Here is a 23,325-nt window from a genome sequence, read left to right as displayed (position 1 = left end):
GGGGCCGCTTCCCCGCTCGGCGCCGGACTCCCCCGGCCGCGGGCGGCGTTTCGTTTGGAACGCCGGGCCATCACGCACTTTTCCGGGAGCACACCCATGAGCACCGAAACGCTGAACCATGTTGTGACCGAACTCAGCCCGGCCGAGCGCCAGCGCAAGGCCGAGCTGCTGTCCACCCTGGTTGAACATATCGACATCACCAGCTTTGACGCCCGCCCGATCATCGACGGCATGTCGAAGATGAGCTTCACCAGCCGCGATCTGGCCCGCGCCACTGCCATCTACAACCAGATGCTGCAGGACCCGGATTGCACCATCTTCCTGGTCATCGCCGGCTCCACCTCGGCCGGCGGCTGCATGGATCTTTATGCCGAGCTGGTGCGCAACAACATGGTCGACGGCATCGTTGCCACCGGCGCATCGATCGTGGACATGGATTTCTTCGAAGGCCTGGGCCACAAGCATTATCAGGCCCTGGAAGTGCCGGATGACGACACGCTGCGCTCGCTGCTGATCGACCGCATCTATGACACCTATATCGACGAAGAGGCGCTGCAGCAGACCGATCACACCATCGGCGAGATTGCCAACACGCTGGAACCGCGCGGCTATTCGAGCCGCGAGTTCATCCGCGAGATGGGCAAATATCTGGTTGAGCACGGCAAGAAGGACAACAGCCTGGTCAAGCTCGCCTATGAGCATGATGTGCCGATCTTCTGCCCGGCCTTTGTCGACAGCTCGGCCGGGTTCGGCCTCGTCAAGCACCAGGTGGACCGCGCCAAGGCCGGCCAGCCCTATATGATGCTGGATGCCATCGCCGATTTCCGTGAGCTGACCGAGATCAAGATCAAGGCTGGCACCACCGGCCTGTTGATGATCGGCGGCGGCGTGCCGAAGAACTTCATCCAGGACACGGTGGTGTGCGCCGAAATCCTGGGCCACCATGATGTGGAAGTGCACAAATATGCCGTGCAGATCACCGTGGCCGACGTGCGGGATGGTGCCTGCTCGTCCTCCACGCTGCAGGAAGCCGCCTCGTGGGGCAAGGTCAACACCGGCATCGAGCAGATGGTGTTCGCCGAAGCCGGCAGCGTGATGCCGCTGCTCGCGAGCGACGCCTATCACCGCGGCCACTGGAAGACCCGCGCCAAGCGCGCTTGGGGGAAGCTGTTCGCCTGATTTGACTTCCCGCTGAAAAGGAAGAACCCTCCCTGCCATAACCAGGGAGGGTTTTTTCATGGACACGCACCAACCGATCCTGCTGCCGATGCTGGTGCTGGCGGGCTGGACGATGATTGTCTGGCTGTGGATGTATGCCACCCGCCTGCCGGCGATGAGCCGGGCCGGGATTGATGGCACCAAGATGGTGGGCAGCACCGGCAAGAGCCTGCGCGACGATCTGGTCGCCGCCGGAGAGGTGAAGGCCAGCTGGGTGGCCGACAATTACAACCACCTGATGGAGCAGCCGACCATCTTCTATGCCACCACGCTCGCGCTGGCGCTGATGGGCGCCGGGACCGGCATGGCGGTGCAGTTGGCCTGGGGCTATGCGATCTTGCGTGTGCTGCACAGCCTGGTGCAGATATTGTCCAACCGGGTGCTGGTGCGCTTCCTGGTGTTTGCGCTGGCTTCGCTGTGCCTGTTCGGGCTGCTGGCGCTGGGGCTGGGCGCGGCGATGGCATAAGACGCGCAGGTCGGTCCTCCCCCTCTGGGGGAGGTGCCGAGCAACGCGAGGCGGAGGGGGCGGGAGCCTTGGCCCAAAGTGGCAGGCGCGGCGCCTGCNGGCGCCTGCGAGCCCCCTCCGCCCTGCGGGCACCTCCCCCAGAGGGGGAGGATCTTTATCTGGTCCTCTTTCGACGGGGGAGGATCTTCAGGCGGGCGCCGGGCTCAGCATTTTTCATATTTCCAGTTGAGTCGTTTGCCCTCGGCCGCCTGGGCCACCGTGGTGTCGATGCGCTTGGCACGGGTGGCGGCCTGTTTGGCGCTGGTCACCCATTCCAGATATTCGCGGCGGCAGCCGGGCGGGAAGCTGGCGAAGTGCGACTGGGCCGTCGGGTTGGCGGCCAGCGCTGCGGCCAGATCATCGGGCATGGCAATTTCGGCCTTGGGCGGGCGCGGCAGGCGGGCGGATTGGCGCATGCCGCCGCCGCCGGCCGCAATCAGGGCCAGTGCCTGGTTCAGCCGTTCCACCAGCGCGGAATCTGACGGTAGATCAGCCAGGCTGGCCAGCTTGCCGAGGTTGCCCATCCCCTCTCCGCTCGCCATCGGGCTGCCGTCGAAAATGCCGATGCCGGCATGGCCCTTGAACGCCGCCATCATGGCCAGCGGGCGCCCGCGCCATTCAAAAAAGGGCATGCCCCATTTGATGGTTTCGGACGCCTCCGGAACATGCGCGTGGATCAGCCCACGCAGATGATTGAGGATGGGCTGGGCAAACGCGGCCCGGGCAGCGATATAGGCGGTGATGCGGTCATCGGTTGGCATGGCGAACCCTCCCCTGCCCAACCAGATTACCCCCGTTCGAAACGCGCCACCAGTTCGACGTGGGAGGACCAGCGGAATTGCGCCACGGGCCACAGGCTGGCGAGCCGCCAACCGGCATCCATCAGGATCTTTGCATCGCGCCCGAACGTGTTGGGATTGCAGGAAACAGCGACAATCACCGGCACCGGGCTGGCGGCCAGCGCCCTCGCCTGCGCCTCCGCCCCGGCGCGCGGCGGATCGAACACCACGGCGTCCAGCCCGGCCAGTTCCTTGCCCGAAAGCGGTCGGCGGAACAGGTCGCGGTGTTGCACCTCCACGCGCCGGCCGGCGCGGCGGGCGGCGGTGCCCAGCGCCATCACGGCCGGGCCGGCGGCATCGACCGCCAGCACGGCGGCCGTGGTGGAAAGCGGCAGCGCGAAGGTGCCGAGGCCGCAGAAGAGATCGGCAACGCGGCCGGCATCGCCCACGGCTTCGCGCACGGCCGCCACCAGCGCCGCCTCCCCTTCACGCGTGGCCTGCAGGAAGGGCGCGACCGGCAGCGCCACCTCCACCCCGCCCATGGCGAGCACGGGCGCGCGGCGTTCAACCAGCGTATCGATGCCGCCGGGCCCTTCCACCGAAAGGCGGGCGAGATCATGGGCGGCAGCAAAATCGGTGAGCGCCTCGATCGCGGCCAAGCCTTCGGCGCTGACATTGGCGAGCAGCACATCGACCCCGCTGTCAGACGCGGTGAGCGCGATGCCGGCGCCCTGCCCGTCTTTCAGCCGCGCCTTCAGGAGGCTGCGCAAGGGCGCCAGCAGCGCCATCAGTTCGGGCGCCAGCACCGGGCAGTCGCTGATATCGACCAGGGCGTGCGTACCCTCGCTGTGGAAGCCGAGGCTGAGCTTGCCGCCGCGCTTCAGGGCCTTCAGGCTGGCACGGCGGCGGCTGCGCGGTGGGGACAGTGCCACGGTGCGCACATCGGGCGGCAACGGCACGACGCGGGCCAGGCGATCGTGCACGAAATCGCGATAGGCGGCTTCATCAAGATGCTGGAGTTGGCAGCCGCCGCAGGCCGGATAATGGGCGCAGGCCGGCGCCGCATGATGGGGGCCGGGCAGGATACGCGGCGGATCGCTGCCGAAATCGATCAGGTCGCCCACGGCCGCCAGCGGCACGAAGCGGCCATCTTCGGTAATGCCATCGCCGCGTGCGGCCAGCCTGACGATGGGGACGGGCATGGTCACAGCCCGGCCAGCACCTCGGGCAGGATGGCGATCAGATCATCGGCGATCCGCCCCGGCCCCATGCGCCGCCCGGCGTCCCCATGCAGCCAGCTGGCAGCGCAGGCGGCTTCGAACAGCGGCTGCCCCTGGGCCAGCAGGGCCGCAATGATGCCGGCCAGCACGTCACCCGATCCGGCCGTGGCCAGCCAGGGCGAATTGTGGGTGTTGATCGCAACCCGGCCGTCGGGCGCGGCGATGACCGTGGTGGGGCCCTTCAGCAGCACGACGGCATCGGTGATGCTGGCCGCCTTTTGCACGGCGGCGATCCGGTCGTCCCCGATGGGGCCGAACATCTGGGTGAATTCGCCTTCGTGCGGGGTGAGGACCGAGGGGGCACCCACCGGCTCTTCGGCGAGCAGGCGCAGGGCGCCGGCATCGATGACCAGGGGCTTGCCAGCCCAAGTGAGGCGTTTCAGCCAACCGCGGGCGCGCGTGTCGGGCAGCATGCCGGGGCCGATGATGACGCTGCCCAGCCGCCGGTCGTTGAGCAGATTGGCGGCTTCCTCGTCATCGCGCCGCATCACGGCCATGGCGGGCAGATGCGTGCCGGGGCCGGCGATGGTCACTAGCCCGGCCCCACTGCGCAGCGCCGCCAGCGCGGCCAGGCTGGAGGCGCCGCCGTGATCGGCCTTGCCTTCCACCATCAGCACCCAGCCACGATCATATTTGTGCGCATCGGGCGCCGGGCCGATCAGGCGGGGACGATCGATCAGCATCATGGCGGTTTCGACCGGCACGCCGATATCCACCACCGCGAGCCGGCCCGAATGGCGCGGGCCATCCGCCAGCAGATGCCCAGCCTTGGGCGCGGCAAAGGCGATGGTGAGTTCGGCGGCCAGCGGCTGGCCCAGGGCGGTACCGCGATCGGCGTGCAGGCCTGAAACAATGTCGATGGCCACCACCCGGCCGTGGCCGCGCAGCCGATCGATGGCGCGCTGGCTGGCGCTGTCGAGCGGGCGATCAAGCCCGATACCGAACAGCGCATCGATGATCAGCGGCGCTGGTGGCGCTGCATCCAGCGGCACCACCGGGCCGGTCCAGCGCGCGGCCATGGTCGCCGCCGGCTCGCGGCGGGGCGGCGCATCGGCCGCCACCGTGACCGCAACCCCGGCAGCCGACAGGGCGATGGCGATGCCATAGCCATCGCCGCCATTGTTGCCAGGGCCACATAGCACGGTGGCACGGCGGGACGGCAGGTGGGCCAGGATGGCGTGGGCAGCAGCTTGGGCTGCGCGCTCCATCAGGGTGAGCGCCGGGGTGCCGGCGGCAATGGCGGCGGCTTCGGCGCTGCGCATGGCAGCGGCCGTCACCAACGGCAAACCGGGTTGGATCTGGAACATGGCCGTTCACTTGCAAAGCCCCGCTGGCGAGGCAAGCCCTTTCCGATTTTGGTGCGACCAGCACTGGCACGGCCGCAAGCTGCGCCTATATTGCAGCCCATGCGCCGCCCCCTGCCTCAACACCTGCCCGCCCTGCCCATGGTTGGGCTGGTTTCGGCGGCGATGCTGGGCGGTTGCACGCCCGATGCCGATGATGCCAGCATTCGCCTGTGCAAGGATGCCATGGGCCGGCGCGTGGCCGAGGCCAATTGCCAGGGCAGCGGCGGCACGGCGCGCGGCTTTTCCCATGCCTATATCAGCAACCGCCAGGCGGTGCCGGCGGAAGGCCAGGCCATTGGTGAGCATCGCAGCAGCCCCGGCAACGGCGAGGTGCGCAGCCCGGAAGGCCGGGTGGTGCGCGGCGGGCTCGGCGGTTCGGCACGCGGCAGCGTGGGATCGTGAGGCGCATCGACTGCACGCCGCGAAGCGATTGGCAGCAGCGGGTCAGCCAGCTGGGGCTGGTGTGGCACAGCCGCGCTGATGGCAGCGCCTATTGGGATGAACACCCCGCATGGGTCTTCACGCCCGACGAGGTGGCCGTGCTGGAAACGGCGACGGCCGAGCTTTATCGCCTGTATCTGGCCGCCGGCCAGCATGTGATCGATGCGGATCGGCTGGGCGAGCTGGGCATCCCTTCATTCTGCCACGCTGCCATCCGCGCCGCCTGGGACGGGGAGCCCAGAGCCCTCAATCTCGGCCGCTTCGATCTGGGCTGGGATGGCAGCGGGCCGCCCAAATTGTTCGAATTCGACGCCGACACGCCGACCAGCCTGCTGGAGGCCGCCGTGGTGCAGTGGGATTGGAAACAGGCGGTGTTTCCCGCGGCCGACCAGTTCAACAGCCTGCACGAAGCGCTGGTGGCGCGGTGGCGCGAGATCGCACCGCCCACCGGCACCAGCCGACTCTATCTCGCCGCTGCGGCTGACGCGAGCGGCGAGGATGAAGTGACCATTGCCTATCACGCCGATTGCGCCGCCGAAGCCGGCATCGCCACCAGCCTGATCGCAATGGGCGATATCGGCTGGGACCGGGATATCCGCCGCTTTGTCGATCTGGATGGCCGCGCCATGGGTGCGATCTGCAAGCTGTATCCGTGGGAATGGCTGGTGCACGAACCCTTCGGCCGCCAGGTGATCGACAGCCTGTCGACCACGCTGTGGATGGAGCCAATCTGGAAAATGTTGTGGTCCAACAAGGCGATGCTGGCGGTGCTGTGGGAATTGTTTCCGGGCCACCCCAACCTGCTGGAAACCAGGCGCAGGCCGTTGGCCGGTGCGCAGGTGGAAAAGCCGATCCTGGGCCGCGAAGGCGCGAATGTGCGCATCATCGGCGCGGAAGGCGGCGCCGCCAGCGATGGCCCCTATGGCGCGGAAGGCTTTGTCTATCAGGCGCTCTATCCCCTGCCCGGCCGGGATGACCAGCGGCCGGTGATCGGCAGTTGGACGGTGGATGGCGCCCCGGTGGGCATCGGCATCCGCGAGGATGGCCCCATCACCGGCAATCTGGCGCGTTTTGTCCCGCATCTGATCCTGGAGCAATGATGGCCATCCCCACCCCAAGCATCCGCCCAGTCACCAGCGCCGATGCCGCCGCATTGGCCGCGCTGCTCAATGCCATCATCGCGCGCGGCGGCACGACGGCGTTTGAAACCCCGTTTGCGCCCGAGCAGCTGGATGCGGCCTATCTGACCGGGCCAAGCGTGCACTGCTGTTTCGTGGCCGAAGCCGATGGGCAAATCGCCGGCTTCCAGACCCTGGGCACGCAAGATTTTCTGCCGCCCAGCATTGGCGACATCGCCACCTTTTCCCGCATCGGCGGCACCCAACGCGGCGTGGGCAGCGCGCTGTTTGCCGCCACGGTTGGCCGCGCCCGCGCGCTGGGCCTTGCTGCCATCAATGCCACCATCCGGGCCGACAATGTGGGCGGCCTCGCCTATTACAGCCGCATGGGCTTTGTTGACCACGAGGTGGTTCCGGCCGTGCCGTTGAACGATGGCACGCCGGTGGACCGGATCAGGAAGCGCTTTGCCCTGCACGGTGGGGCGATCTGATCGCGGCGGCCCGGCCGGCATTTTGGTTCGCGTGCCGGCTGACTCGGCGATGCAATTTTGCTATTGCAAGCCATCGGGCAAGGGGCACTGCAGCCGCAACCATGGGCATCTGGATCAAGGTCATCCGGTCAGTCACCATTTCCGTCAGCGTCACGCTGGCGGTGTTGGCCGTGATGTCGCGTGAACCGGGCCTTGAGATTCCCATGCCCTATTGGGTGCTCGGAGCGCTGCTGCCACTTTGCCTGTCGGGCACGATTTCCTATTCGCTGGCACGTCAGGCCGAGCGTATTGGCCGGTTGAATGACGAACTGGCCGAGGCCTATGCCAGGATGAAGGCACTGGCGGAGACCGACCCGCTGACCGGTCTTGCCAACCGCGCCACCTTCGTGAGGGCGGCCGAAGAGCTGCACGCCCGGCAACCTGGCCGGATTCTCATGATCGATCTCGATCATTTCAAGGCGATCAACGATACCCACGGCCATGCCGTTGGCGATCATGTCCTCAACGGCATTGCCCAGACTCTGCTGCGCTGCGCCCGCAGCGGGGATCTGGTCGGGCGCATTGGCGGAGAGGAATTTGCCATGTTCCTGCCCGATACCGATGCCGAAACGGCAATGCTGCAGGCCGAGCCATCAGGGCCGGCATCGAGCAGGTCACCATCCTGGATGCGACCTGCCCGGTGCGCATCACCGCCAGCATCGGGATTTCCGGCGCGCCCGGCCCCAACCTGCTTGATGCGGTTCAGGCGGCCGACATGGCGATGTATGGCGCCAAGCGCGCTGGCCGCAACCAGACGCGCCTGGCAGCCTGAACAGCTCAGATATCGGCGAACATGTGGGTTTCGGCCTTGGCGCCGGGGTGGGTGACCGCGCCCAGCCGCGCGGGGCCCACCGTCTGGGCGAATTTCCAGATGGCGCCGGACTGGTAATTGGTGCTGCGCGGCTGCCAGTTGGCGCGGCGGGCGGCCAGGGTCGCCTCGTCCACATGCAGATCGATGGTGCCGGCAACGGCATCGATGCTGATGATGTCGCCATCCTCGACCAGCGCGATCGGGCCGCCTTCGGCCGCTTCGGGGCCGACATGGCCGATGCAGAAGCCGCGGGTGGCACCCGAGAAACGGCCATCGGTGATCAGCGCCACTTCGGCGCCCAGGCCCTGGCCATAGAGCGCGGCGGTGGTGGACAGCATTTCGCGCATGCCGGGGCCGCCCTTGGGCCCTTCATAGCGGATGACGATCACACAGCCCTTCTCGATGCCGCGCTCTTCGACTTGCCTGAAGGCATCTTCCTCGCAATCAAACACCCGGGCCGGGCCGGTGAAGCGCAAATTCTGCATGCCGGCCACCTTCACGATGGCGCCTTCGGGAGCGAGGCTGCCCTTGAGGCCGACGACACCGCCGGTGGGGGTGATCGGGTTCGCCACCGGATAGATCACCTTCTGGTTGGGGTTCCAGCTGATCTCCTCGATATTCTCGGCCAGGGTCTTGCCGCTGACCGTCATGCAATCGCCGTGGATGAAGCCGGCATCGAACAATGTCTTCAGCACCATGTAGACGCCGCCGGCATCATACATGTCCTTCGCGACATATTTGCCGCCGGGCTTGAGGTCGGCGATGTAGGGCGTGGTCTTGAAGATTTCGGCCATGTCGAACAGGTCGAACTTCACGCCGCATTCGTTGGCCATCGCCGGCAGGTGCAGCGCGGCGTTGGTGGAGCCACCGGTCGCCGCCACGATGCGAGCCGCATTTTCAAAGGCTTCGCGGGTGCAGATGTCACGCGGGCGCAGGTTGCGCTCAATGAGGGTCATGATCTGCTTGCCAGCGGCGATGGCGATATCGCCGCGGCTGCCATAGGGGGCGGGCGCCATGTTGCTGTTGGGCAGCGACAGGCCGATGGCTTCGCCAACGCAGGCCATGGTGTTGGCGGTATATTGGCCGCCGCAGGCGCCATGGCCGGGGCAGGCCACCTTTTCCAGCGCTGTCAGGCGGGTGAGCGGGCAGTTGCCGGCGGCATGGCCGCCCACCGCCTCGAACACGTCCACCACGGTCACATCCTTGTCTTCAAAACGGCCGGGCAGGATGGAGCCGCCATAGACGAAGATCGACGGAACGTTCAGGCGCAGCATCGCCATCATCATGCCGGGCAGCGACTTGTCGCAGCCGGCAAAGCCGATCAGCGCGTCATAGCAATGGCCGCGCATCGACAGTTCGACCGAATCGGCGATGCAGTCACGCGACACAAGCGAAGCTTTCATGCCCTGGTGGCCCATGGCGATACCATCGGTGACAGTGATGGTGTTGAACCGGCGCGGCATGCCGCCGGCCTCGTTCACACCAATCCGGGCCGCATCGGCCTGGGCATCCAATGTGGTGTTGCACGGCGCCGAATCATTGCCGGCCGACGCGATGCCGACGAACGGCCGGGCAATCTCCTCCTCCGACAGGCCCATGGCATAATAGTAGGACCGGTGAGGCGCCCGCTCGGGACCGACCGAAACATGGCGGGATGGCAGTTTGGACTTGTCGAATCTTGTCATTTGGGGGCCTCAATCGATAACATTATTGCCCTGCCAAAGCGGAGCCGGCCGGTCAAGCCGGTTATGGCCCCATGCTGGCCGCATACAAGGCGCGGCACGTGCATCATGCCCAGTTTCAGCGGTGTAAGACAGCGCAGCGCTTGCCGAACGCCCGGCGGGCGGGCACGCTGCTCAAAAGTTGGCAGCAGGAGCAGGCCATGGGCGTGGAGGGCATCGGCGGCATTTTCTTCCGGGCGCGCGATCCGGATGGTTTGTCGGCCTGGTACAAGGCGCATCTCAACATCGGGGCCGGCTGCAACGCCCATGCCATGGGCCCGGTGGACGAATGGGCTTGGATGACGATGGCGGGCCCGCTGGTGTTTGCCCCCTTCCCCGCCGACACCGCCTATTTCGCGGCGGACAAGGCGTTCATGATCAACCTGCGCGTGTCGGGGATCGAGGCCCTGATTGCCGGGTTGCGCGCGGCGGGCATCGCGGTGGAAACCCGGGCGGAATGGGACGCGCCCGAAACTGGCCGCTTTGCCCGGCTTCATGATCCCGAAGGCAATGCCATCGAATTGTGGCAGCCGCCGGGGTGAGTCCAGCGTGATCAGGCCAGCAGCCGCAGGTGCCGGCCCATGCGCTGCAATTGCACGGCGCCGAAGATCAACAGGCCCAGTTGCAGCGCGCCGCTGGCCAGCAGCAGCGCCAGATCGGCCGCGCTGGCATCCGCCGCGAGGCGCAGCGGCGCGCGCAGCAGATTGGCCGCGGCCGACGCCGCCAGCGCCACAAAGGCCCACAGGATCAGGCGGCCGGCCTGCGCCGCCGGCCCGGCACCGACCCGCCACGCCAGGCCGCACAACAGGGCGCCGAGACCAAAGCCGGCCCCATCGGCCAGCGCCAGCCAGGCCGAACCGCCATCCGCCAGGCCCATCGCCATCGTGCGCAGGCGCATGAACAGGAAGGTCGCCACCACCAGGCACACCAGCCAGCGCAGCGTGTCGCGCAAGCGTTCCGGCAACGCGGCTTCGGCATAGAGGCGCGCCATGTCGGCCGCGGAACCAAAGCGCGCCAGCGCCGCCTGGGGTCCGGGTGCGCGCGTGTCGGCGCCATCCAGCGCCTCGGCCAGATATTCCTCCACATCGGCGCGGGCGCGCGCGGCCAGCCGGTGATCAAACCGCAGCCGCCGCTGCAGATCGGCAAGATAATGATCGATCAGGCCGGAGCTCAGGCCGGACATGGCGCCGCCCCATCCAGAAAGGCGCCGACGGCGCGGGCAAAGCGTTGCCAGTTGGCGCGATGTTCGCCCAGCGCCACCAGCCCGGCAGGTGTCAGGGCGTAAACCCGCTTGCGCCGGCCTTCGGATGGGCTGGTCCAGTCACTGCGCAGCAGGCCGGCGAGTTCGAGCCGGTGCAGGGCCGGATAGATGGTGCCTTCGGGCAGATCGAGGCTGCCGTCGCTGCGCTGGCGGATGGCCTGGATCACGGCGTAGCCATGGGCCGGCCCGTCGGCCAGCGTGGCCAGCAGAATTGTGTCGAGGTGGCCCTTCAGCATTTCCGGGTTCATGGCCGCAGTTTAGCCTTGCAATGCTAAGGGTCAAGCCATAGCTCAGTATTACTAGGCATAGGGAGACTCAGCATGAACATCAGCGACCGCAGCCGGCCGGGGGGCGCGCCGTTGTTTCTGGCCATTGCCGCGGGGCTGGCCGTGATGACGGCCGGCCTGCTGGCACTGGCTGGCGATCCGATCGCCGCCATGCGCCTGGTGATCCAGTGGACGGCGCGAACATCGCTGCTGCTGTTTCTGGGGGCATTTCTGGCATCGGCCACGGCGCGGCTGTGGCCAGGTCCGGCATCAGGCTGGCTGCTGGCCAATCGGCGCTGGCTGGGACTGGGCTTTGCCTTTTCCCACCTGATCCATGCCGGCGGCATCCTGCTGCTGCACGATGCCGATCCCGTGCTGTTCTGGCAGTTGACCAATCCGGTGTCGGTGGTGTCGGGCAGCATCGCCTATGGGATGATTGCCCTGATGGCGGCGACATCGATCGACCGGGTGGCGGCGGCGATGGGCGGGCGCGCCTGGGCCCGGCTGCACACGGCGGGCCTGTGGCTGTTGTGGGTGGTGTTCCTTGTGTCCAACGGCAAGCGCATCGGCAACAGCCTGTTGTATCTGGTGCCGGTGATCATCCTGCTGGCGGCGCTGGCGGTGCGCATTGCGGCCCGGCGGCACGCGCGGCCGGCGGCCGGCTGATCACAGGCCGCGGCGCACGGTGGCGATGCAATCGGCCAGGATGTGGGTCCAGCGGGCGATGCCTTCGCGGCTCTGCAGGCCGTCGTTGCGCACCTCGATCCCCAGATAGGGGATGTGCTGCGCCTCGGCATGGCGGTCCATGGTGTAATTGAGGTCGCGGCCGGAATAGGGCTGGTTGTCGCCCACGTGGAGCCCGCGCGCGGCCAATGCGACGAGGCCGCAGCGGGCGGCGCGGTCATCCTGGTTGTAAAGGATGCCCACGGGCCATGGGCGCTGCTCGTCAGGGCGCGTGGCAAGGCGCGGCGTGAAGCTGTGGATGGAGATGATCAGCGCCGGGCGCCGGGCGGCAATTTCGGCCGCAATTGCATCATGATAGGGCACATGGATGGCGGCCACGCGCAAGGCCCGTTCGGCATCGGGCAGATTCCAGTTGCCGGGGATCATGTGGCCATCGCTGCTGGCCGGCACGGCGCCAAGATCGGCCGGATCGCGGTTGAGATCGACGACGAGGCGCGAGACGGTGGCGATGATGGCCGGGGCAGACAAGGCGCGGGCCAGCCGGCGGGTGAGCGCATCGGTGCCGATATCGACCGCGACATGATCGGCCATCAGGGCCGGCGGCACGCCCAGATCGATGCCGGGCGGCACATCGGCAGAGGCATGATCGGCGATCAGCAGCAGATCGGCGGTGCCGGGCAGGATTTCGGGCAAGCGCATCGCGCTGTCCTTACCGGAGAGCGGCCGACAAGAAAATGGCCCGGCGGGGGGCCGCCGGGCCATGAAGTTCATCCTTGGGTGAGGATGGAAGGGAGAGAATGGCCCGGGCTGGCCGGGCCAGAGGCTTACTGGCCGGCGACGGCGGTCGGCAGGGCAGCCAGTTCGGTGCCGAGCAGCTTGGCAGCGGCGGCGAACTTCTTGCCGGCTTCGAACTTGGCATCGGCTTCGCACAGCTTTTCACCGGTGGCGACCAGCTTGATGGCCTTGCCGGCTTCTTCGCCGCCCTTGGTGGCCGCCAGGGTGCGGATCTGGGCCGGGGTGGCCTTGCAGCTGACTTCGGCGGCGTTGGCCGGGGCAGCAGCGGCGCCAACGAAGGTGGCGGCGGCGGCGATGGCGAACGGCAGGGCGATCAGACGGTTGAACATGTTTCTTCTCCTGTTGCAGCGGGGGTTGGCCGCAGAGCTTTGAAATTCCGACTGATCTGAACAGTGCTGGCCGGCCCGAGGGGGGAGGGTTGAGCTCGGCTGAGCACTGCTCAAATCAACTGAGGCCGGTTTAAGCGTGGCTCAGTTCCCCGTCAACAGCCATTTTGAGCGTGCATCAGCTTGCTGCAGTGCGGCACAGCAATATCAATATGTTGGACAAATGACGTAGGGTTTTTACGGCGTCGCACCCATGCCGCAGGCGGCCTTTTCGAGCACGACTCAGGCGATCTTTCGAGTCGCGCTTCAATCTGTTGAGTGCAACTCGGGTTCAGCGAATCGCCGTGGCGCAAATCCACCAGCCGGTGCCCGCCAGCGCATCGGCCGTGGCCGCCATTGCGGCATTGGTGTCAAAAAGTGCGAGGCAGGTGGCACCCGAACCGCTCATCCGTGCCACGATCGGCTTGTGGGCTGACAATTGCGCAAGCACATCGGAAATCACCGGCTGGATGGCAACGGCGGCGGCGGTCATGTCGTTGCGCAGCGCGGTCAGCGGGGCGGTGCGGTCGATGCCGCCGCGATCCTGGCGGTCCCACCCGGCGAACACCGGGCCGGTGGGCACCGCCACGCGCGGATTGACCAGCAACAGCGGCGTGCCGGCCATGCTGCCGGGCCAGGGCGACAACAGCTCCCCCTTCCCCGCCCCGAACATCGTCTGGCTGTGGACGCACACCGGCACATCGGCCCCAAGCGGCTCGGCAAGCGCGGCCAGCCGATCGAGCGGCCAACCCAGACCCCACAGGCGATTGAGCAGGCGCAGCGCCGCCGCGGCATCGGCCGAGCCACCGCCCAGCCCGGCGGCGACCGGAATGCGCTTTTCCAGATGCAGGCGGGCGCCTGCGCTCATGCCGGCTGCCGATGCCAGGGCGCGGGCGGCGCGCAGCACCAGATTGTCATCACCGACATCCGCCGCCGCCGCCATCGGGCCGGACAGGGTGAGGCTGAGCCCGTCGGCGGCTTCGCCGGTCAGCGTGTCGCCAAACTCGGTGAAGGCGAACAGGCTTTCCAGATCATGATAGCCATCGGGTCGCCGCCGGCGCAGGTGCAGCGCCAGGTTGATCTTGGCCGGGGCGGGTTCGTGCAGCATGGCTGCGCATTGGCGCGGCTGCGGCGTCGGTTCAAGCCCTATCGGCGCAATCAGCGTTGGGCCAGCATGGCGGGCGCGGCATCCAGCCCATAATCCAGCCGGGCCTGCAGCCGGCGCTTTTCATCGCCCTCGGCAACAATGGCCAGCGCCTGGCGCCAGCGGAACCGGGCTTCGATGCGGCGGCCCTGGCTCCACAGCGCATCGCCGAGATGGCTGATCAGGGTCGGGTCCTCCGGCTCCAGCGCCAGCGCGCGTTCCAGCGTCGCCACCGCCTCATCCACCTGGCCCAGCTTCAATTGCAGCCAGCCCAGCGAATCGATGATGCCGCCATCACCGGGGCGCAGTTTCGCCGCCTTTTCGATGAGGGCCTGGGCCTCGGCCAGCCGCTCCCCCCGCTCCATCAGCGTGTAGCCGAGATAGTTCATCACGCCGGCTTCATCGGGGAACAATGTGAGCGCAGTCTTCAGATCCGCCTCCGCACCCGGCCAGTCGCCAGCGCGGTCGCGCATGATGGCGCGCAGATAATGGAGGTTCCAGGCCTGGGCGCCCATGCCGGCGCCAAAGCGATCGATGGCGGTGCCATAGGCCGTGGCCGCCTCGGCATGGCGGCCGGCGCGCTGGTGCCAGGCAGCAAGGCCAACCAGATCCTCCACACTGGCGCCGGGCGCGGCGGCGGCGGCCTGCAGCAGTTCGCCAGCCTCCTTGCCGGCGCCCATCGCCTCCAGCGCTTCGGCGCGACGGCTGCGCGCCAGTTCATCAAGGCCCAGCCCGGCCGGCACCCGGGCCAGCGCGGTGAGCGCGGCCTGGTTCTGCCCGGCCTGGGCAAGATGATCGGCGACGCTGAGCCAGGGCAGCGGCTGTTCCGGGGCCATGAAACTGGCCAGCCGTGCAAAGAACAGCGCCAGCGGCTCGGCCCGTTCGCGGGCAAGATCGTCGGAGAAGCGCAGGAACATCCAGGCCATGGCATTGCGGGCATCGGGCGCCAGCGGGCCGAGGCGCTTGCCGGCCTCCAGCCGCTGGCGCGCTACGGCTGTTGGCCGGTCTGACGGGAAGAGCAGCGCCAGCGCCTCGTCCTTGCGGCCGGCCATGGCCAGCGCATCGGCCTGGCCCTGGCGCAGGACGGCGGCGGCGGTGCCATTGCCGGCGCGCACGCGGGCATAGGCGCTGGCCGCCGCGTCCCAGCGGCCAAGCGCGGCCAACATGTGCGCGCGCTGTTCGGCGAAATAGGGCCGCATGAAGCCCTGGGTGCGCGCCGGCTCCATGGCGGCCGATGCGCCATCGGTGTCGCCACGGGCGAATTGCGCCCAGGCATCGATCACCGGGCCGGCAACCTGCGGCCAGGCCTGGACGCCCAGCGCGGGGCGCAGCTGCTGCACCGCCGCCCAATCCTTTTTCAGCACGGCATCGGCGAGCCGGGTGATCACCACTTCGGCATCACGGTTGCCCGCGGCGCCCATGGCCTGCGCCAGCTTGAAGGCGCGTGGGCCATCGCCGGCGGCGACCGCCAGTTCCCAGGCCTGGCGGGTGATGCTGGCCGACGCCGGATCGGCCAGCCGGGCGCTTTCCAGCAGGCGGGCGGCCCGCTCCACATCATGATCGAGCCAGGCATAGCGGCCGAGCACATAGGCGGTGCGCGGCAGCGCCGTGGGCGTGGCCAGCGCCGGCGTGGCGGCTGCGGCAAGGATCAGGAGGGCGGCGAGGCTGCGCATGTGGGGGCGGACATTGGCCGGGCGGGCGCGGCTTGTCGAGGGGTGTGGCGGTCGCGGGGGACAACGAGCCGATCCTCCCTCTCTGGGGGAGGTGCCCGCAGGGCGGAGGGGGCAAGGAGGACAAGGCCACGGAACAGTTGGAAGGGCGCGCCCCCTCCGCCTTCCCCGGCCTTCGCCGGGGTCGGCACCTCGCCCAGAGGGGGAGGATTACCAGAATCGCGCTGCGCTACATGTTAGGATAGTTGGGGCCCCCACCGCCCTCCGGCACCACCCAGTTGATATTCTGGGTCATGTCCTTGATATCGCACGTCTTGCAGTGGACGCAGTTCTGGGCGTTGATCTGCAGGCGCGGGGCGTTTTCTTCGACGCCGACGATTTCATAAACACCGGCCGGGCAATAGCGCTGGGCCGGTTCGTCATAGAGCGCATAGTTGACCTCGACCGGCACCGACGGGTCTTTCAGCGTCAGGTGGCAGGGCTGGTCTTCCTCGTGGTTGGTGTTGGAGAGGAACACGCTCGACAGCCGGTCAAAGCTGATGACGCCATCGGGCTTGGGATAGACGATCTTCGGCGCCTCATCCTTCTTGCGCATGTGGGTGTTGTCGGGCGTCAGCTTGAAGGTGAAGGGCAGTTCATAGCCCAGATATTCCATCCACATCATGATGCCGCCCATGGCGGTGCCGATGGTGGTGCCGAACTTCTCGACGGCGGGCAGCACGTTGCGCACCATCTTCAGCTCATCGTGCACCCAGCTCTTCTTGTAGGCGGCGTCATACTCGGCCAGCCGGTCGCCGCTGCGCTGGGCGGCAATGGCGGCGACGGCGCATTCGGCGGCCATCATGCCGGTCTTCATCGCGGTGTGGCTGCCCTTGAGGCGCGGCACGTTGAGGAAGCCGGCCGAACAGCCGATCAGCGCGCCGCCGGGGAAGGACAGTTGCGGCACGGCCTGCCAGCCGCCATCGTTGATGGCGCGCGCGCCATAGCTCACACGGCGGCCGCCTTGCAGAATCTCGCGGATCGCCGGGTGGGTTTTCCAGCGCTGGAACTCCTCGAACGGGGAGAGGTGCGGGTTGTCATAGTTGAGCCACACCGAGAAGCCCAAGGCCACCTGGCCATTGGCCTGGTGATAGAGGAAGCCGCCGCCATTGGCATCGGACAGCGGCCAGCCCTGGCTGTGGATCACCCGGCCCGGCACATGCTTGGCGGGATCAATGTCCCACAATTCCTTCAGGCCGATGCCATAGATTTGCGGCTGCGCGTCTTTCCGGAGGTCAAAGCGGTTGATGATCTGCTTGGAGAGGTGGCCGCGCGCACCTTCGGCGAAGAAGGTATATTTGGCGTGGATTTCCAGACCCGGCGTCCAGCTGTCTTTCTTCGTGCCGTCCTTGGCGATCCCCATATCACCGGTGGCGACACCCTTCACGCTGCCATCATCGTTGAACAGCACTTCGGCGGCGGCAAAGCCGGGGAAGATCTCCACACCATGTGCTTCGGCCTGAGTGGCGAGCCAGCGGCAGAGATTGCCGAGGCTGACGGTGTAGCAGCCCTTGTTCTGCATGAACGGCGGCAGCAGGGCATGGGGGAAATCATATTTCTTTGTTTCGGTGAGCACCCAGTGGTGGTTTTCGGTCACCGGCACGGTGAGCGGCGAATCCATCGTGCGCCATTCCGGCAGCAGTTCATCCAGCGCCTTGGGATCAACCACCGCGCCCGACAGGATATGCGCGCCGATTTCGCTGCCCTTTTCGAGGATGCAGACCGAAAGCTCCACACCCAGGCGCTGCGCCTCCTGCTTGGCCCGGATCGCCGCCGACAGGCCAGCCGGCCCGCCGCCCACGATCACCAGATCATAGGGCATGGATTCGCGTTCGCTCACTGTACGTCATCCCCATCCTGGCCACGGCAGCACGCCGCAGCTTTGCCATGCTTCACCAGATAGCGGCACTGCCAAGGCTTGACCAGACGGGCGACACTGGTGCTTTTGGCAAGCGTGTCGCACCCCCCGCCCCTCCTGTCTGCCGAAGATGCCCGCGCCGCGCTGGCGTTTCTGGTGGCAGCCGGGGCCGATGTGGCGGTGGATGATGCGCCGCGCCGCTGGCTGGAGGCGGTGCCGGAGCCAGTGCCAGAGCCGGTGATGCAACCGGTGCCGCCGCCAGCGATGGAAAAACCCGCGCCAGCGGCCAGGCTGGCCCCTGCCAAGCCAGCGCCCGAACGCCACCCGGCGCTGGATTGCCCGGATGTGCCGGCGTTGCTGGCGCTGCTGGGCAAGTTTCCGCAGGCACGGCAAACCCCGCCATTGCTGTTCCACGGCGCGGTGGAAAGCGGCGTGTGGCTGCTCATTGACCGGCCGGATGAAGACCCGGCGCACCGCGACACCATCGATCGCATGCTGGCCGCCGTTGATCTGGATTGGAACCGGGCGGCACTGGTCAGCCGCCTGCCCTTCCCCTCGCCCGGCGATGCCGAGCCGCCGCCGGGACATTTCACCCGCTTTGGCCCGGTGCTCGACCAGCTGGTGCGCTTCCAGCCGCCGCGGCTGGTGCTGGCTTTGGGCCAGGGCGCGGCCGACGTGGCAGGTCCGCAGGCGCGGCTGGCGAGCAGCCGGGGCAAATGGTTTGATTGGGGCCCGGCGCAGTTGCTGCCGAGTTTCCACCCGCGCACCATGCGCGGCGACAAGGAGTTGAAGCGCCAGGCCTTTGAGCATCTGAAGCTGTTCCGGGCGGCAATCGCATGATCGGACTGGGAATATTGCTGGTGGCGGCCCAGATGGAGCCGCTGCCGCCGCCGGCATCGCCGACCATCACCGTGGTCGCCCCCACCGGCATCACCGAGCGTCAGCGCCGGGTGCCGCCGCAGCTGACCGAGGCGGAGCGCGCGGCCTATCGCCAGATCTTCCTTGATATCGACGCCGGGCGTTTGACCAAGGCGGAAACGGCGCTGGCCGCCCTTCCTGCTGGTCTGCTCAGCGAAAGCGCGCGCGCCGCGCTGATCGTGGCGCGCGGGGCCGGCGTGAAGCTGACCCGCGCCGAGCTGGTGGCCTGGCTGGCAAGCAATGCCGATCTGCCGCTGGCGGGCAAGGTGGCGAAGCTCGCCGAGAGCATGCCGGGCGCCGATGCCGCGCCGCTGCCGCTGCTGCCCGAGGTGCGGCCGGTGCGGCCTGCCAGCGCCGCCGGATACAGCATTGCGCCGGGGCCGGCGGATGGCGACATCGGCAGCCGGCTGAAGCCCCTGCTGGCGGCCGACCGCAATGACGAGGCGGAGCGCATCTGGCTGGCCGAGGCACCGCGGCTTTCGGGCTTTGCCCGCGCCGATTGGGCGGCGCGCATCGCCTGGAACCATTATCGCATGGGCGATGATCTGGCGGCCTGGCGCATGGGGCTGGAGGCCACTGCCGGGTTGGGCCGGGGCGCGTCTGATGGCGCGTGGACAGCCGGATTGGCCGCGTATCGCCTGGGGCGCTGGCGCGATGCGGCGCAGGCCTTTGATCTGGTGACGGACGGGCGCGAGGATGCGCTGGCCGCCGCTGCCTTCTGGGCGGCGCGGGCGTGGGGGCAATTGGGCGATGCCGGAAGGCGGGCCGACCGGCTGGGCAAGGCGGCGGGCGCGGCCGGCACATTTTACGGCATATTGGCGCGGCGCAGCCTGGGGGTGGACCAGGGGCTGGATTGGCGCGAGCCGGATTTCATCACCGCCGACTGGAATTATCTGAAAGACGTGCCGGGCGCGAAGCGTGCCGCCGCGCTGGTGGAAATCGGCCAACTGGGCCTGGCTGACCGGGAATTGCGGCACCTGGCTGCCACCGCGCCGGCCGATGCCTTTCCGGCCATATTGCGGCTGGCGACGCGGCTTGATCTGCCGGCGACGCAGTACAGCCTGGCGGTGAAGCCGCCACTGGGGCTGGAGGCGCCATTGAGCGCGCGCTATCCGGCGCCGGATTGGGTGCCGTTCCGCGGCTGGCGGGTGCCGCGCGCCCTGGCCTTTGCCCATGCCCTGCAGGAATCGGCCTTTGCCACCACCGCCACCAGCCGGGTGGGCGCGCGTGGCCTGATGCAGTTGATGCCCGACACGCGGGCGCTGGTGGCCGCCCGGATTGCGCGGGAGAATCCGGAATATCTGCAAGGGCCGCTGGGTGCCGGTGACATGAGCGACCCGGCCTATAGTTTCGAGCTGGGCCAGACCTATCTGGAGGTGCTGGGCCGCATGGGGTTGACCGCCGGCCTGCTGCCCAAGGTGATCGCGGCCTATAACGCCGGGCCGGGCGCGGTGCAGACCTGGAACCGCACGCTGGATGACCAGGGCGACCCGCTGCTGTTCATCGAATCCATCCCCTATCGCGAGACCCGCCATTATGTGGAAATCGTGCTCAGGAATTACTGGATCTATGCCCTGCGCGAAGGCGAGCAGCCGGCGGCGCTGGACGCGCTGGCGCAAGGCCTGTGGCCGCGCCTGCCGGGCATTGGCGGGCCGGCCATGGTGAAGCTGCAACCGGCGGCGGTGCGGCCCCGCCCCGAACCGGGCAGTTTCCGGCCCGAACTGTGGAATGACGACGAACGCGCGGTGGCCGGCGGGAAATGATCCGGGCGCTGCTGCTGGCCCTGCCGCTGTTGCTGGGTGGCTGTGCCAGCCTTTTGCTGGGCCAGGCGCGGCCCTGCCCCGGCCCGGCGGCGGGCGCGCTTGCCATGCTGGAATGCCAGGCGGGGCGGGGCGACAAGCCGGCCCAGCTGGAACTGGGGATCCGGCTGGAGGAAGGGCGCGGAATTGCCGCCGATCCGGAGCGGGCGGCGCAGCTCTATCGCCAGGCCGCCAGCTTCACCAGCGGCACCATCTGGGTCTATGTGCCGGGCATCAATGGCGCGGCCGGCACCGTGATGCCGGTGCGCAGCGCGCCGGACCAGCCGGGCCTGGCTGAAGCCAAATATCGGCTGGGGTTGCTCTATCTCGCTGGCCGGGGCGTGCCGCGCGATGCCGCCGAAGGGCAGGAGTGGATCCGCAAGGCGATCGAGGCCGGCTATCGCCCGCCCAGCGAACGCAAGCGCGCGGCCTGAGCCGGTTCAGCCCTGCTGGGTGAGGCTGAGCAGATTGCCCTCACTGTCGTTGAACCAGCCGATCACGGCGCCGCCATCAGGCGAGTGCCACAGGCCCAGATCATCCTGATCAAAACCGGGATAGCGCAGCAGCGCCACACCGGCGGCCAGCAGCGCCCGGCTTGCGGCGGTGGCATCATCCACCTGCCAGCCCAGCATCGGATATTGGCCCGCCTGCCAGCCGGGGATGGTGGTGAGGCGGATGAAGCCATCGCCGCAGGGGAATTGATCGCCGAACGGATCGATCACCGGTGCGCCGATGCCGAACACCGGGCCCAATATGTCGCTGTAAAACGCCCGTGCGCGGTCCCGGTCTGCCACGCACAACAAGGCCATCACCCGTGCCATATCGCCCCCCGCTGTTCTGCCACCATGACAAGGCGGCAATCAGCAGCTTAGCTTGTTTCATGCCCATTGATGAGTCGCTTGCGTTCCTGCCGCTGAACATTGCCGTGGCCACGGTGAGCGACACGCGCGTGGCCGCGACCGACAGGAGTGGCGACACGCTGGTGGAACGGCTGTTGGGCGCTGGCCACCGGCTCGCCGCCCGCGCCATTGTGCCGGATGAGGTGCCGGCGCTGGTGGCGCAGTTCAACGCCTGGATTGATGATGCGGGCGTTGATGTGATCATTTCGACCGGCGGCACCGGCGTGACCGGCCGCGACGTGACGCCCGAAGCGCTGGATGCGGTGGCCGAAAAGCTGATCCCCGGCTTTGGCGAGCTGTTCCGCTGGCTCAGCTTCCAGTCAATCGGCACCTCCACCATCCAGTCCCGCGCCTGTGCTGGGGTGGCGCGCGGCACCTATATCTTCTGCCTGCCGGGCTCCACCGGCGCCGTGAAGGACGGGTGGGATGGCATATTGGCCGCCCAGCTCGACAGCAGGCACCGGCCCTGCAATTTTGCCGATCTGATCCCGCGCCTGCAGGAACGCTGAGGCGATGCGCTATTTCCTTGATTGCGAATTCAATGGCTTTGACGGGCCGCTGATTTCCATCGCGCTGGTGCCGGAGCTGGAGGGGCATGGCGATTTCTATGCCGTGCTGCCCTGCCACCGGCCGCTGCGCTGGGTGGCGGAGCATGTGATGCCCAAGTTGGGCGCCGCCGCGCAAAGCCGGGCCGAGGTGGTGGCCGGGCTGGCCGCCTATCTCGCCGCCGATGCCGAACCGGTGCTGGTGGCGGACTGGCCGGAAGATATTGCCCATGCCGCTGCCCTGCTGGTGTTCCAGGGCCGGCGCATGGTGCCCCATGTGCGCTTTGACCTCATCAACCTGCCCGGCTTTGAAACCGCCCGGCAAAGCGCCCTGCCCCACAATGCCCTGGCCGATGCCCATGCCCTGCGCCGCGAGGTGTTGACGCGGGAGGCGCTGGCGCTGGGGCATGTCGCGGCCTGAGCGCGAAATTGGCGCTGGCCAGCGGCGTTCGTTCCTGATACGTTCGCATCCATGCGGTGGATGACCGGGGCCTTGTTGATGATGGGTGCAATGCCGGCCGGCGCGGCCGAGGCCACTGGCCAATTCAACGTGCAGTTGACGCCCCTGCCCGCGGCCCCCGGCGGCATCGGGCAATATCGGCTGGACAAGCAGTTCAGCGGCGATCTGGTTGCCAGCAGCGGCGGCCTGATGTTGAGCGGCGGTGATCCGGCCAAGGGGGCTGCCGGCTATGTCGCGATGGAACTGGTGACGGGCCGATTGGCCGGGCGCAGCGGCGGCTTTGCCCTGCAGCACAGCGGCACGATGAGCGGCGATGGCCAGCACTTGCAGATCGTCATTGTGCCGGGATCGGGCACGGGTGCGCTGGCCAGTATCAGCGGCACGATGACGATCCGCATCAGCGGCAAGGATCATTTCTACACGATGCGCTATGAGCTTCCCGCCGCGCCCTGAAGCGATGCGGGGCCGCGGTGCGCCGGCCAATGCGACGCCGACCCGCTTTGGCCTGGCGGCGCGGCATGCGGATGGCGATTGGGCGGATCACTTGGCGCTGGTGGATGGCGAAGCGCCCGCTTTGCGCACCACGGTGACGGTGGAACGGCCGCGCACGATCATCACCAGGAACCAATCCCCCGACGTGCCGTTTGACCGGTCGATCAACGCCTATCGGGGCTGTGAGCATGTTATGTGCAATCGAGGCCAATAAAATACCTCCAACGAAAATAGTATCCCCCCCCATCCATAACTTCTATAGCGCCATACAATAAAACCTGTTTATATATTGCACTAACTAATTGACTTTATGATTGATGCGATTCCATATTTGATTCGATCCTAACCCGCCTTATTCATGAGCCTTCCTGTCAGGGCGTT

At 67.6% G+C, this 23,325-nt stretch carries 26 protein-coding genes and 1 pseudogene; 15 read left to right on the top strand and 12 right to left on the bottom strand.

All coding sequences use genetic code 11. The features are described 5' to 3' along the window. Nucleotides 1-96 precede the first annotated feature (96 nt). Both CHU93_RS08340 and CHU93_RS17730 read left to right on the top strand, forming a co-directional pair. Nucleotides 97-1,179: a 1,9-bis(guanidino)-5-aza-nonane synthase gene (locus tag CHU93_RS08340; RefSeq protein ID WP_086118024.1), complete on the top strand. Its 1,083-nt coding sequence runs from the start codon at nt 97-99 to the stop codon at nt 1,177-1,179. A gap of 58 nt (nt 1,180-1,237) precedes the next feature. After that, nucleotides 1,238-1,684, top strand: coding sequence for an MAPEG family protein (locus CHU93_RS17730; protein WP_207759254.1), 447 nt, complete (start codon nt 1,238-1,240; stop codon nt 1,682-1,684). 203 nt (nt 1,685-1,887) lie between these two features. On the opposite strand, the gene CHU93_RS08335 is transcribed toward CHU93_RS17730, so the two are convergent. From CHU93_RS08335 to CHU93_RS08325, 3 genes are read right to left on the bottom strand one after another with little or no spacing between them, the layout of a single operon-like run. Then, complete coding sequence (locus CHU93_RS08335; protein ID WP_094473632.1) at nt 1,888-2,484, bottom strand: YdeI/OmpD-associated family protein; 597 nt, start codon at nt 2,482-2,484, stop codon at nt 1,888-1,890. A 26-nt stretch (nt 2,485-2,510) separates the two neighbouring features. Then, entirely contained in the window at nt 2,511-3,704 is a 1,194-nt protein-coding gene (locus CHU93_RS08330) for a class I SAM-dependent RNA methyltransferase (protein WP_094473631.1), read from the bottom strand. A 2-nt stretch (nt 3,705-3,706) separates the two neighbouring features. Beyond that, nucleotides 3,707-5,089 (bottom strand): NAD(P)H-hydrate dehydratase, encoded by a 1,383-nt coding sequence (locus CHU93_RS08325; protein WP_094473630.1) that lies wholly within the window; start codon nt 5,087-5,089, stop codon nt 3,707-3,709. 99 nt (nt 5,090-5,188) lie between these two features. On the opposite strand from CHU93_RS08325, the gene CHU93_RS08320 reads away from it, so the two are divergent. The 4 genes from CHU93_RS08320 (at nt 5,189) to CHU93_RS08305 (ending at nt 8,044) form a co-directional block, all read left to right on the top strand. Then, complete coding sequence (locus tag CHU93_RS08320) at nt 5,189-5,530, top strand: hypothetical protein (protein ID WP_133064355.1); 342 nt, start codon at nt 5,189-5,191, stop codon at nt 5,528-5,530. Beyond that, the gene (locus CHU93_RS08315) at nt 5,527-6,669 is read left to right on the top strand and encodes a glutathionylspermidine synthase family protein (protein WP_094473628.1); all 1,143 of its coding nucleotides are present in this window, start codon (nt 5,527-5,529) and stop codon (nt 6,667-6,669) included. Before CHU93_RS08320 ends, CHU93_RS08315 begins: the two co-directional genes overlap by 4 nt. After that, nucleotides 6,666-7,178, top strand: coding sequence for a GNAT family N-acetyltransferase (locus CHU93_RS08310; RefSeq protein ID WP_243375430.1), 513 nt, complete (start codon nt 6,666-6,668; stop codon nt 7,176-7,178). The genes CHU93_RS08315 and CHU93_RS08310 overlap by 4 nt, the downstream gene beginning before the upstream one ends. A 101-nt stretch (nt 7,179-7,279) precedes the next feature. Beyond that, nucleotides 7,280-8,044 carry a GGDEF domain-containing protein gene (locus tag CHU93_RS08305; protein ID WP_094473627.1) on the top strand — a complete coding sequence of 255 codons (765 nt, stop codon included), beginning with the start codon at nt 7,280-7,282 and terminating at the stop codon, nt 8,042-8,044. Here CHU93_RS08305 and ilvD read toward each other — a convergent pair. Beyond that, nucleotides 7,995-9,713, bottom strand: a complete 1,719-nt coding sequence (gene ilvD / locus CHU93_RS08300) for a dihydroxy-acid dehydratase (RefSeq protein WP_094473626.1) — start codon at nt 9,711-9,713, stop codon at nt 7,995-7,997. The genes CHU93_RS08305 and ilvD overlap by 50 nt on opposite strands. Before the next feature lie 197 nt (nt 9,714-9,910). Between ilvD and CHU93_RS08295 the strand changes: the two genes are divergently transcribed. Continuing rightward, nucleotides 9,911-10,291 (top strand): VOC family protein, encoded by a 381-nt coding sequence (locus CHU93_RS08295; RefSeq protein ID WP_094473669.1) that lies wholly within the window; start codon nt 9,911-9,913, stop codon nt 10,289-10,291. A gap of 11 nt (nt 10,292-10,302) precedes the next feature. On the opposite strand, the gene CHU93_RS08290 is transcribed toward CHU93_RS08295, so the two are convergent. Both CHU93_RS08290 and CHU93_RS08285 read right to left on the bottom strand, forming a co-directional pair. Beyond that, nucleotides 10,303-10,932 (bottom strand): HAAS signaling domain-containing protein, encoded by a 630-nt coding sequence (locus tag CHU93_RS08290; protein WP_094473625.1) that lies wholly within the window; start codon nt 10,930-10,932, stop codon nt 10,303-10,305. After that, the gene (locus CHU93_RS08285; protein ID WP_094473624.1) at nt 10,920-11,258 is read right to left on the bottom strand and encodes a PadR family transcriptional regulator; all 339 of its coding nucleotides are present in this window, start codon (nt 11,256-11,258) and stop codon (nt 10,920-10,922) included. Before CHU93_RS08285 ends, CHU93_RS08290 begins: the two co-directional genes overlap by 13 nt. A gap of 72 nt (nt 11,259-11,330) precedes the next feature. Here CHU93_RS08285 and CHU93_RS08280 point away from each other — a divergent pair, with 72 nt between their 5' ends. Further along, complete coding sequence (locus tag CHU93_RS08280; protein WP_094473623.1) at nt 11,331-11,942, top strand: hypothetical protein; 612 nt, start codon at nt 11,331-11,333, stop codon at nt 11,940-11,942. On the opposite strand, the gene CHU93_RS08275 is transcribed toward CHU93_RS08280, so the two are convergent. The 5 genes from CHU93_RS08275 to CHU93_RS08250 form a co-directional block, all read right to left on the bottom strand. Continuing rightward, nucleotides 11,943-12,659 carry an N-formylglutamate amidohydrolase gene (locus CHU93_RS08275; protein ID WP_094473622.1) on the bottom strand — a complete coding sequence of 239 codons (717 nt, stop codon included), beginning with the start codon at nt 12,657-12,659 and terminating at the stop codon, nt 11,943-11,945. It abuts the gene before it with no gap. A 125-nt stretch (nt 12,660-12,784) separates the two neighbouring features. Next, nucleotides 12,785-13,084: a hypothetical protein gene (locus CHU93_RS08270; RefSeq protein WP_086117436.1), complete on the bottom strand. Its 300-nt coding sequence runs from the start codon at nt 13,082-13,084 to the stop codon at nt 12,785-12,787. A gap of 328 nt (nt 13,085-13,412) precedes the next feature. Then, nucleotides 13,413-14,228: a 4-(cytidine 5'-diphospho)-2-C-methyl-D-erythritol kinase gene (locus tag CHU93_RS08265; protein WP_094473621.1), complete on the bottom strand. Its 816-nt coding sequence runs from the start codon at nt 14,226-14,228 to the stop codon at nt 13,413-13,415. A 50-nt stretch (nt 14,229-14,278) separates the two neighbouring features. Next, nucleotides 14,279-15,937 (bottom strand): tetratricopeptide repeat protein, encoded by a 1,659-nt coding sequence (locus CHU93_RS08260; RefSeq protein WP_094473620.1) that lies wholly within the window; start codon nt 15,935-15,937, stop codon nt 14,279-14,281. A gap of 226 nt (nt 15,938-16,163) precedes the next feature. Then, on the bottom strand, nt 16,164-17,813 hold the full coding sequence (locus tag CHU93_RS08250) for an electron transfer flavoprotein-ubiquinone oxidoreductase (RefSeq protein WP_094473618.1): 1,650 nt from the start codon (nt 17,811-17,813) through the stop codon (nt 16,164-16,166). A 114-nt stretch (nt 17,814-17,927) separates the two neighbouring features. Here CHU93_RS08250 and CHU93_RS08245 point away from each other — a divergent pair, with 114 nt between their 5' ends. The 3 genes from CHU93_RS08245 to CHU93_RS08235 are packed head-to-tail and all read left to right on the top strand — an operon-like array spanning nt 17,928 to nt 20,982. Further along, nucleotides 17,928-18,671: a uracil-DNA glycosylase family protein gene (locus CHU93_RS08245; RefSeq protein ID WP_094473617.1), complete on the top strand. Its 744-nt coding sequence runs from the start codon at nt 17,928-17,930 to the stop codon at nt 18,669-18,671. Next, nucleotides 18,668-20,512 (top strand): lytic transglycosylase domain-containing protein, encoded by a 1,845-nt coding sequence (locus CHU93_RS08240; protein ID WP_094473616.1) that lies wholly within the window; start codon nt 18,668-18,670, stop codon nt 20,510-20,512. Before CHU93_RS08245 ends, CHU93_RS08240 begins: the two co-directional genes overlap by 4 nt. Beyond that, complete coding sequence (locus CHU93_RS08235; RefSeq protein WP_094473615.1) at nt 20,509-20,982, top strand: tetratricopeptide repeat protein; 474 nt, start codon at nt 20,509-20,511, stop codon at nt 20,980-20,982. The genes CHU93_RS08240 and CHU93_RS08235 overlap by 4 nt, the downstream gene beginning before the upstream one ends. A gap of 6 nt (nt 20,983-20,988) precedes the next feature. On the opposite strand, the gene CHU93_RS08230 is transcribed toward CHU93_RS08235, so the two are convergent. Continuing rightward, nucleotides 20,989-21,369 carry a VOC family protein gene (locus CHU93_RS08230; RefSeq protein ID WP_094473614.1) on the bottom strand — a complete coding sequence of 127 codons (381 nt, stop codon included), beginning with the start codon at nt 21,367-21,369 and terminating at the stop codon, nt 20,989-20,991. Between the two features lie 59 nt (nt 21,370-21,428). On the opposite strand from CHU93_RS08230, the gene moaB reads away from it, so the two are divergent. The 4 genes and pseudogenes from moaB to CHU93_RS08210 all read left to right on the top strand — a co-directional run. After that, a complete protein-coding gene (gene moaB / locus CHU93_RS08225) occupies nt 21,429-21,956 on the top strand; it encodes a molybdenum cofactor biosynthesis protein B (RefSeq protein WP_094473613.1) in 528 nt (175 codons plus the stop codon). A gap of 4 nt (nt 21,957-21,960) precedes the next feature. After that, nucleotides 21,961-22,413, top strand: coding sequence for a hypothetical protein (locus CHU93_RS08220; RefSeq protein ID WP_086117425.1), 453 nt, complete (start codon nt 21,961-21,963; stop codon nt 22,411-22,413). 51 nt (nt 22,414-22,464) lie between these two features. Beyond that, the gene (locus tag CHU93_RS08215) at nt 22,465-22,905 is read left to right on the top strand and encodes a DUF3224 domain-containing protein (protein WP_243375427.1); all 441 of its coding nucleotides are present in this window, start codon (nt 22,465-22,467) and stop codon (nt 22,903-22,905) included. After that, a pseudogene (locus CHU93_RS08210) lies at nt 22,883-23,134 on the top strand (PA0069 family radical SAM protein); the annotation flags it as partial. The gene CHU93_RS08215 and the pseudogene CHU93_RS08210, both read left to right, overlap by 23 nt. Between the last annotated feature and the right edge of the window lie 191 nt (nt 23,135-23,325).

The sequence above is a fragment of the Sandarakinorhabdus cyanobacteriorum genome (genome assembly GCF_002251755.1).
Lineage (GTDB): Bacteria > Pseudomonadota > Alphaproteobacteria > Sphingomonadales > Sphingomonadaceae > Sandarakinorhabdus > Sandarakinorhabdus cyanobacteriorum.
Note: the sequence above shows the minus strand (reverse complement) of the source record. Positions and strands in the feature narration are given on the sequence as shown.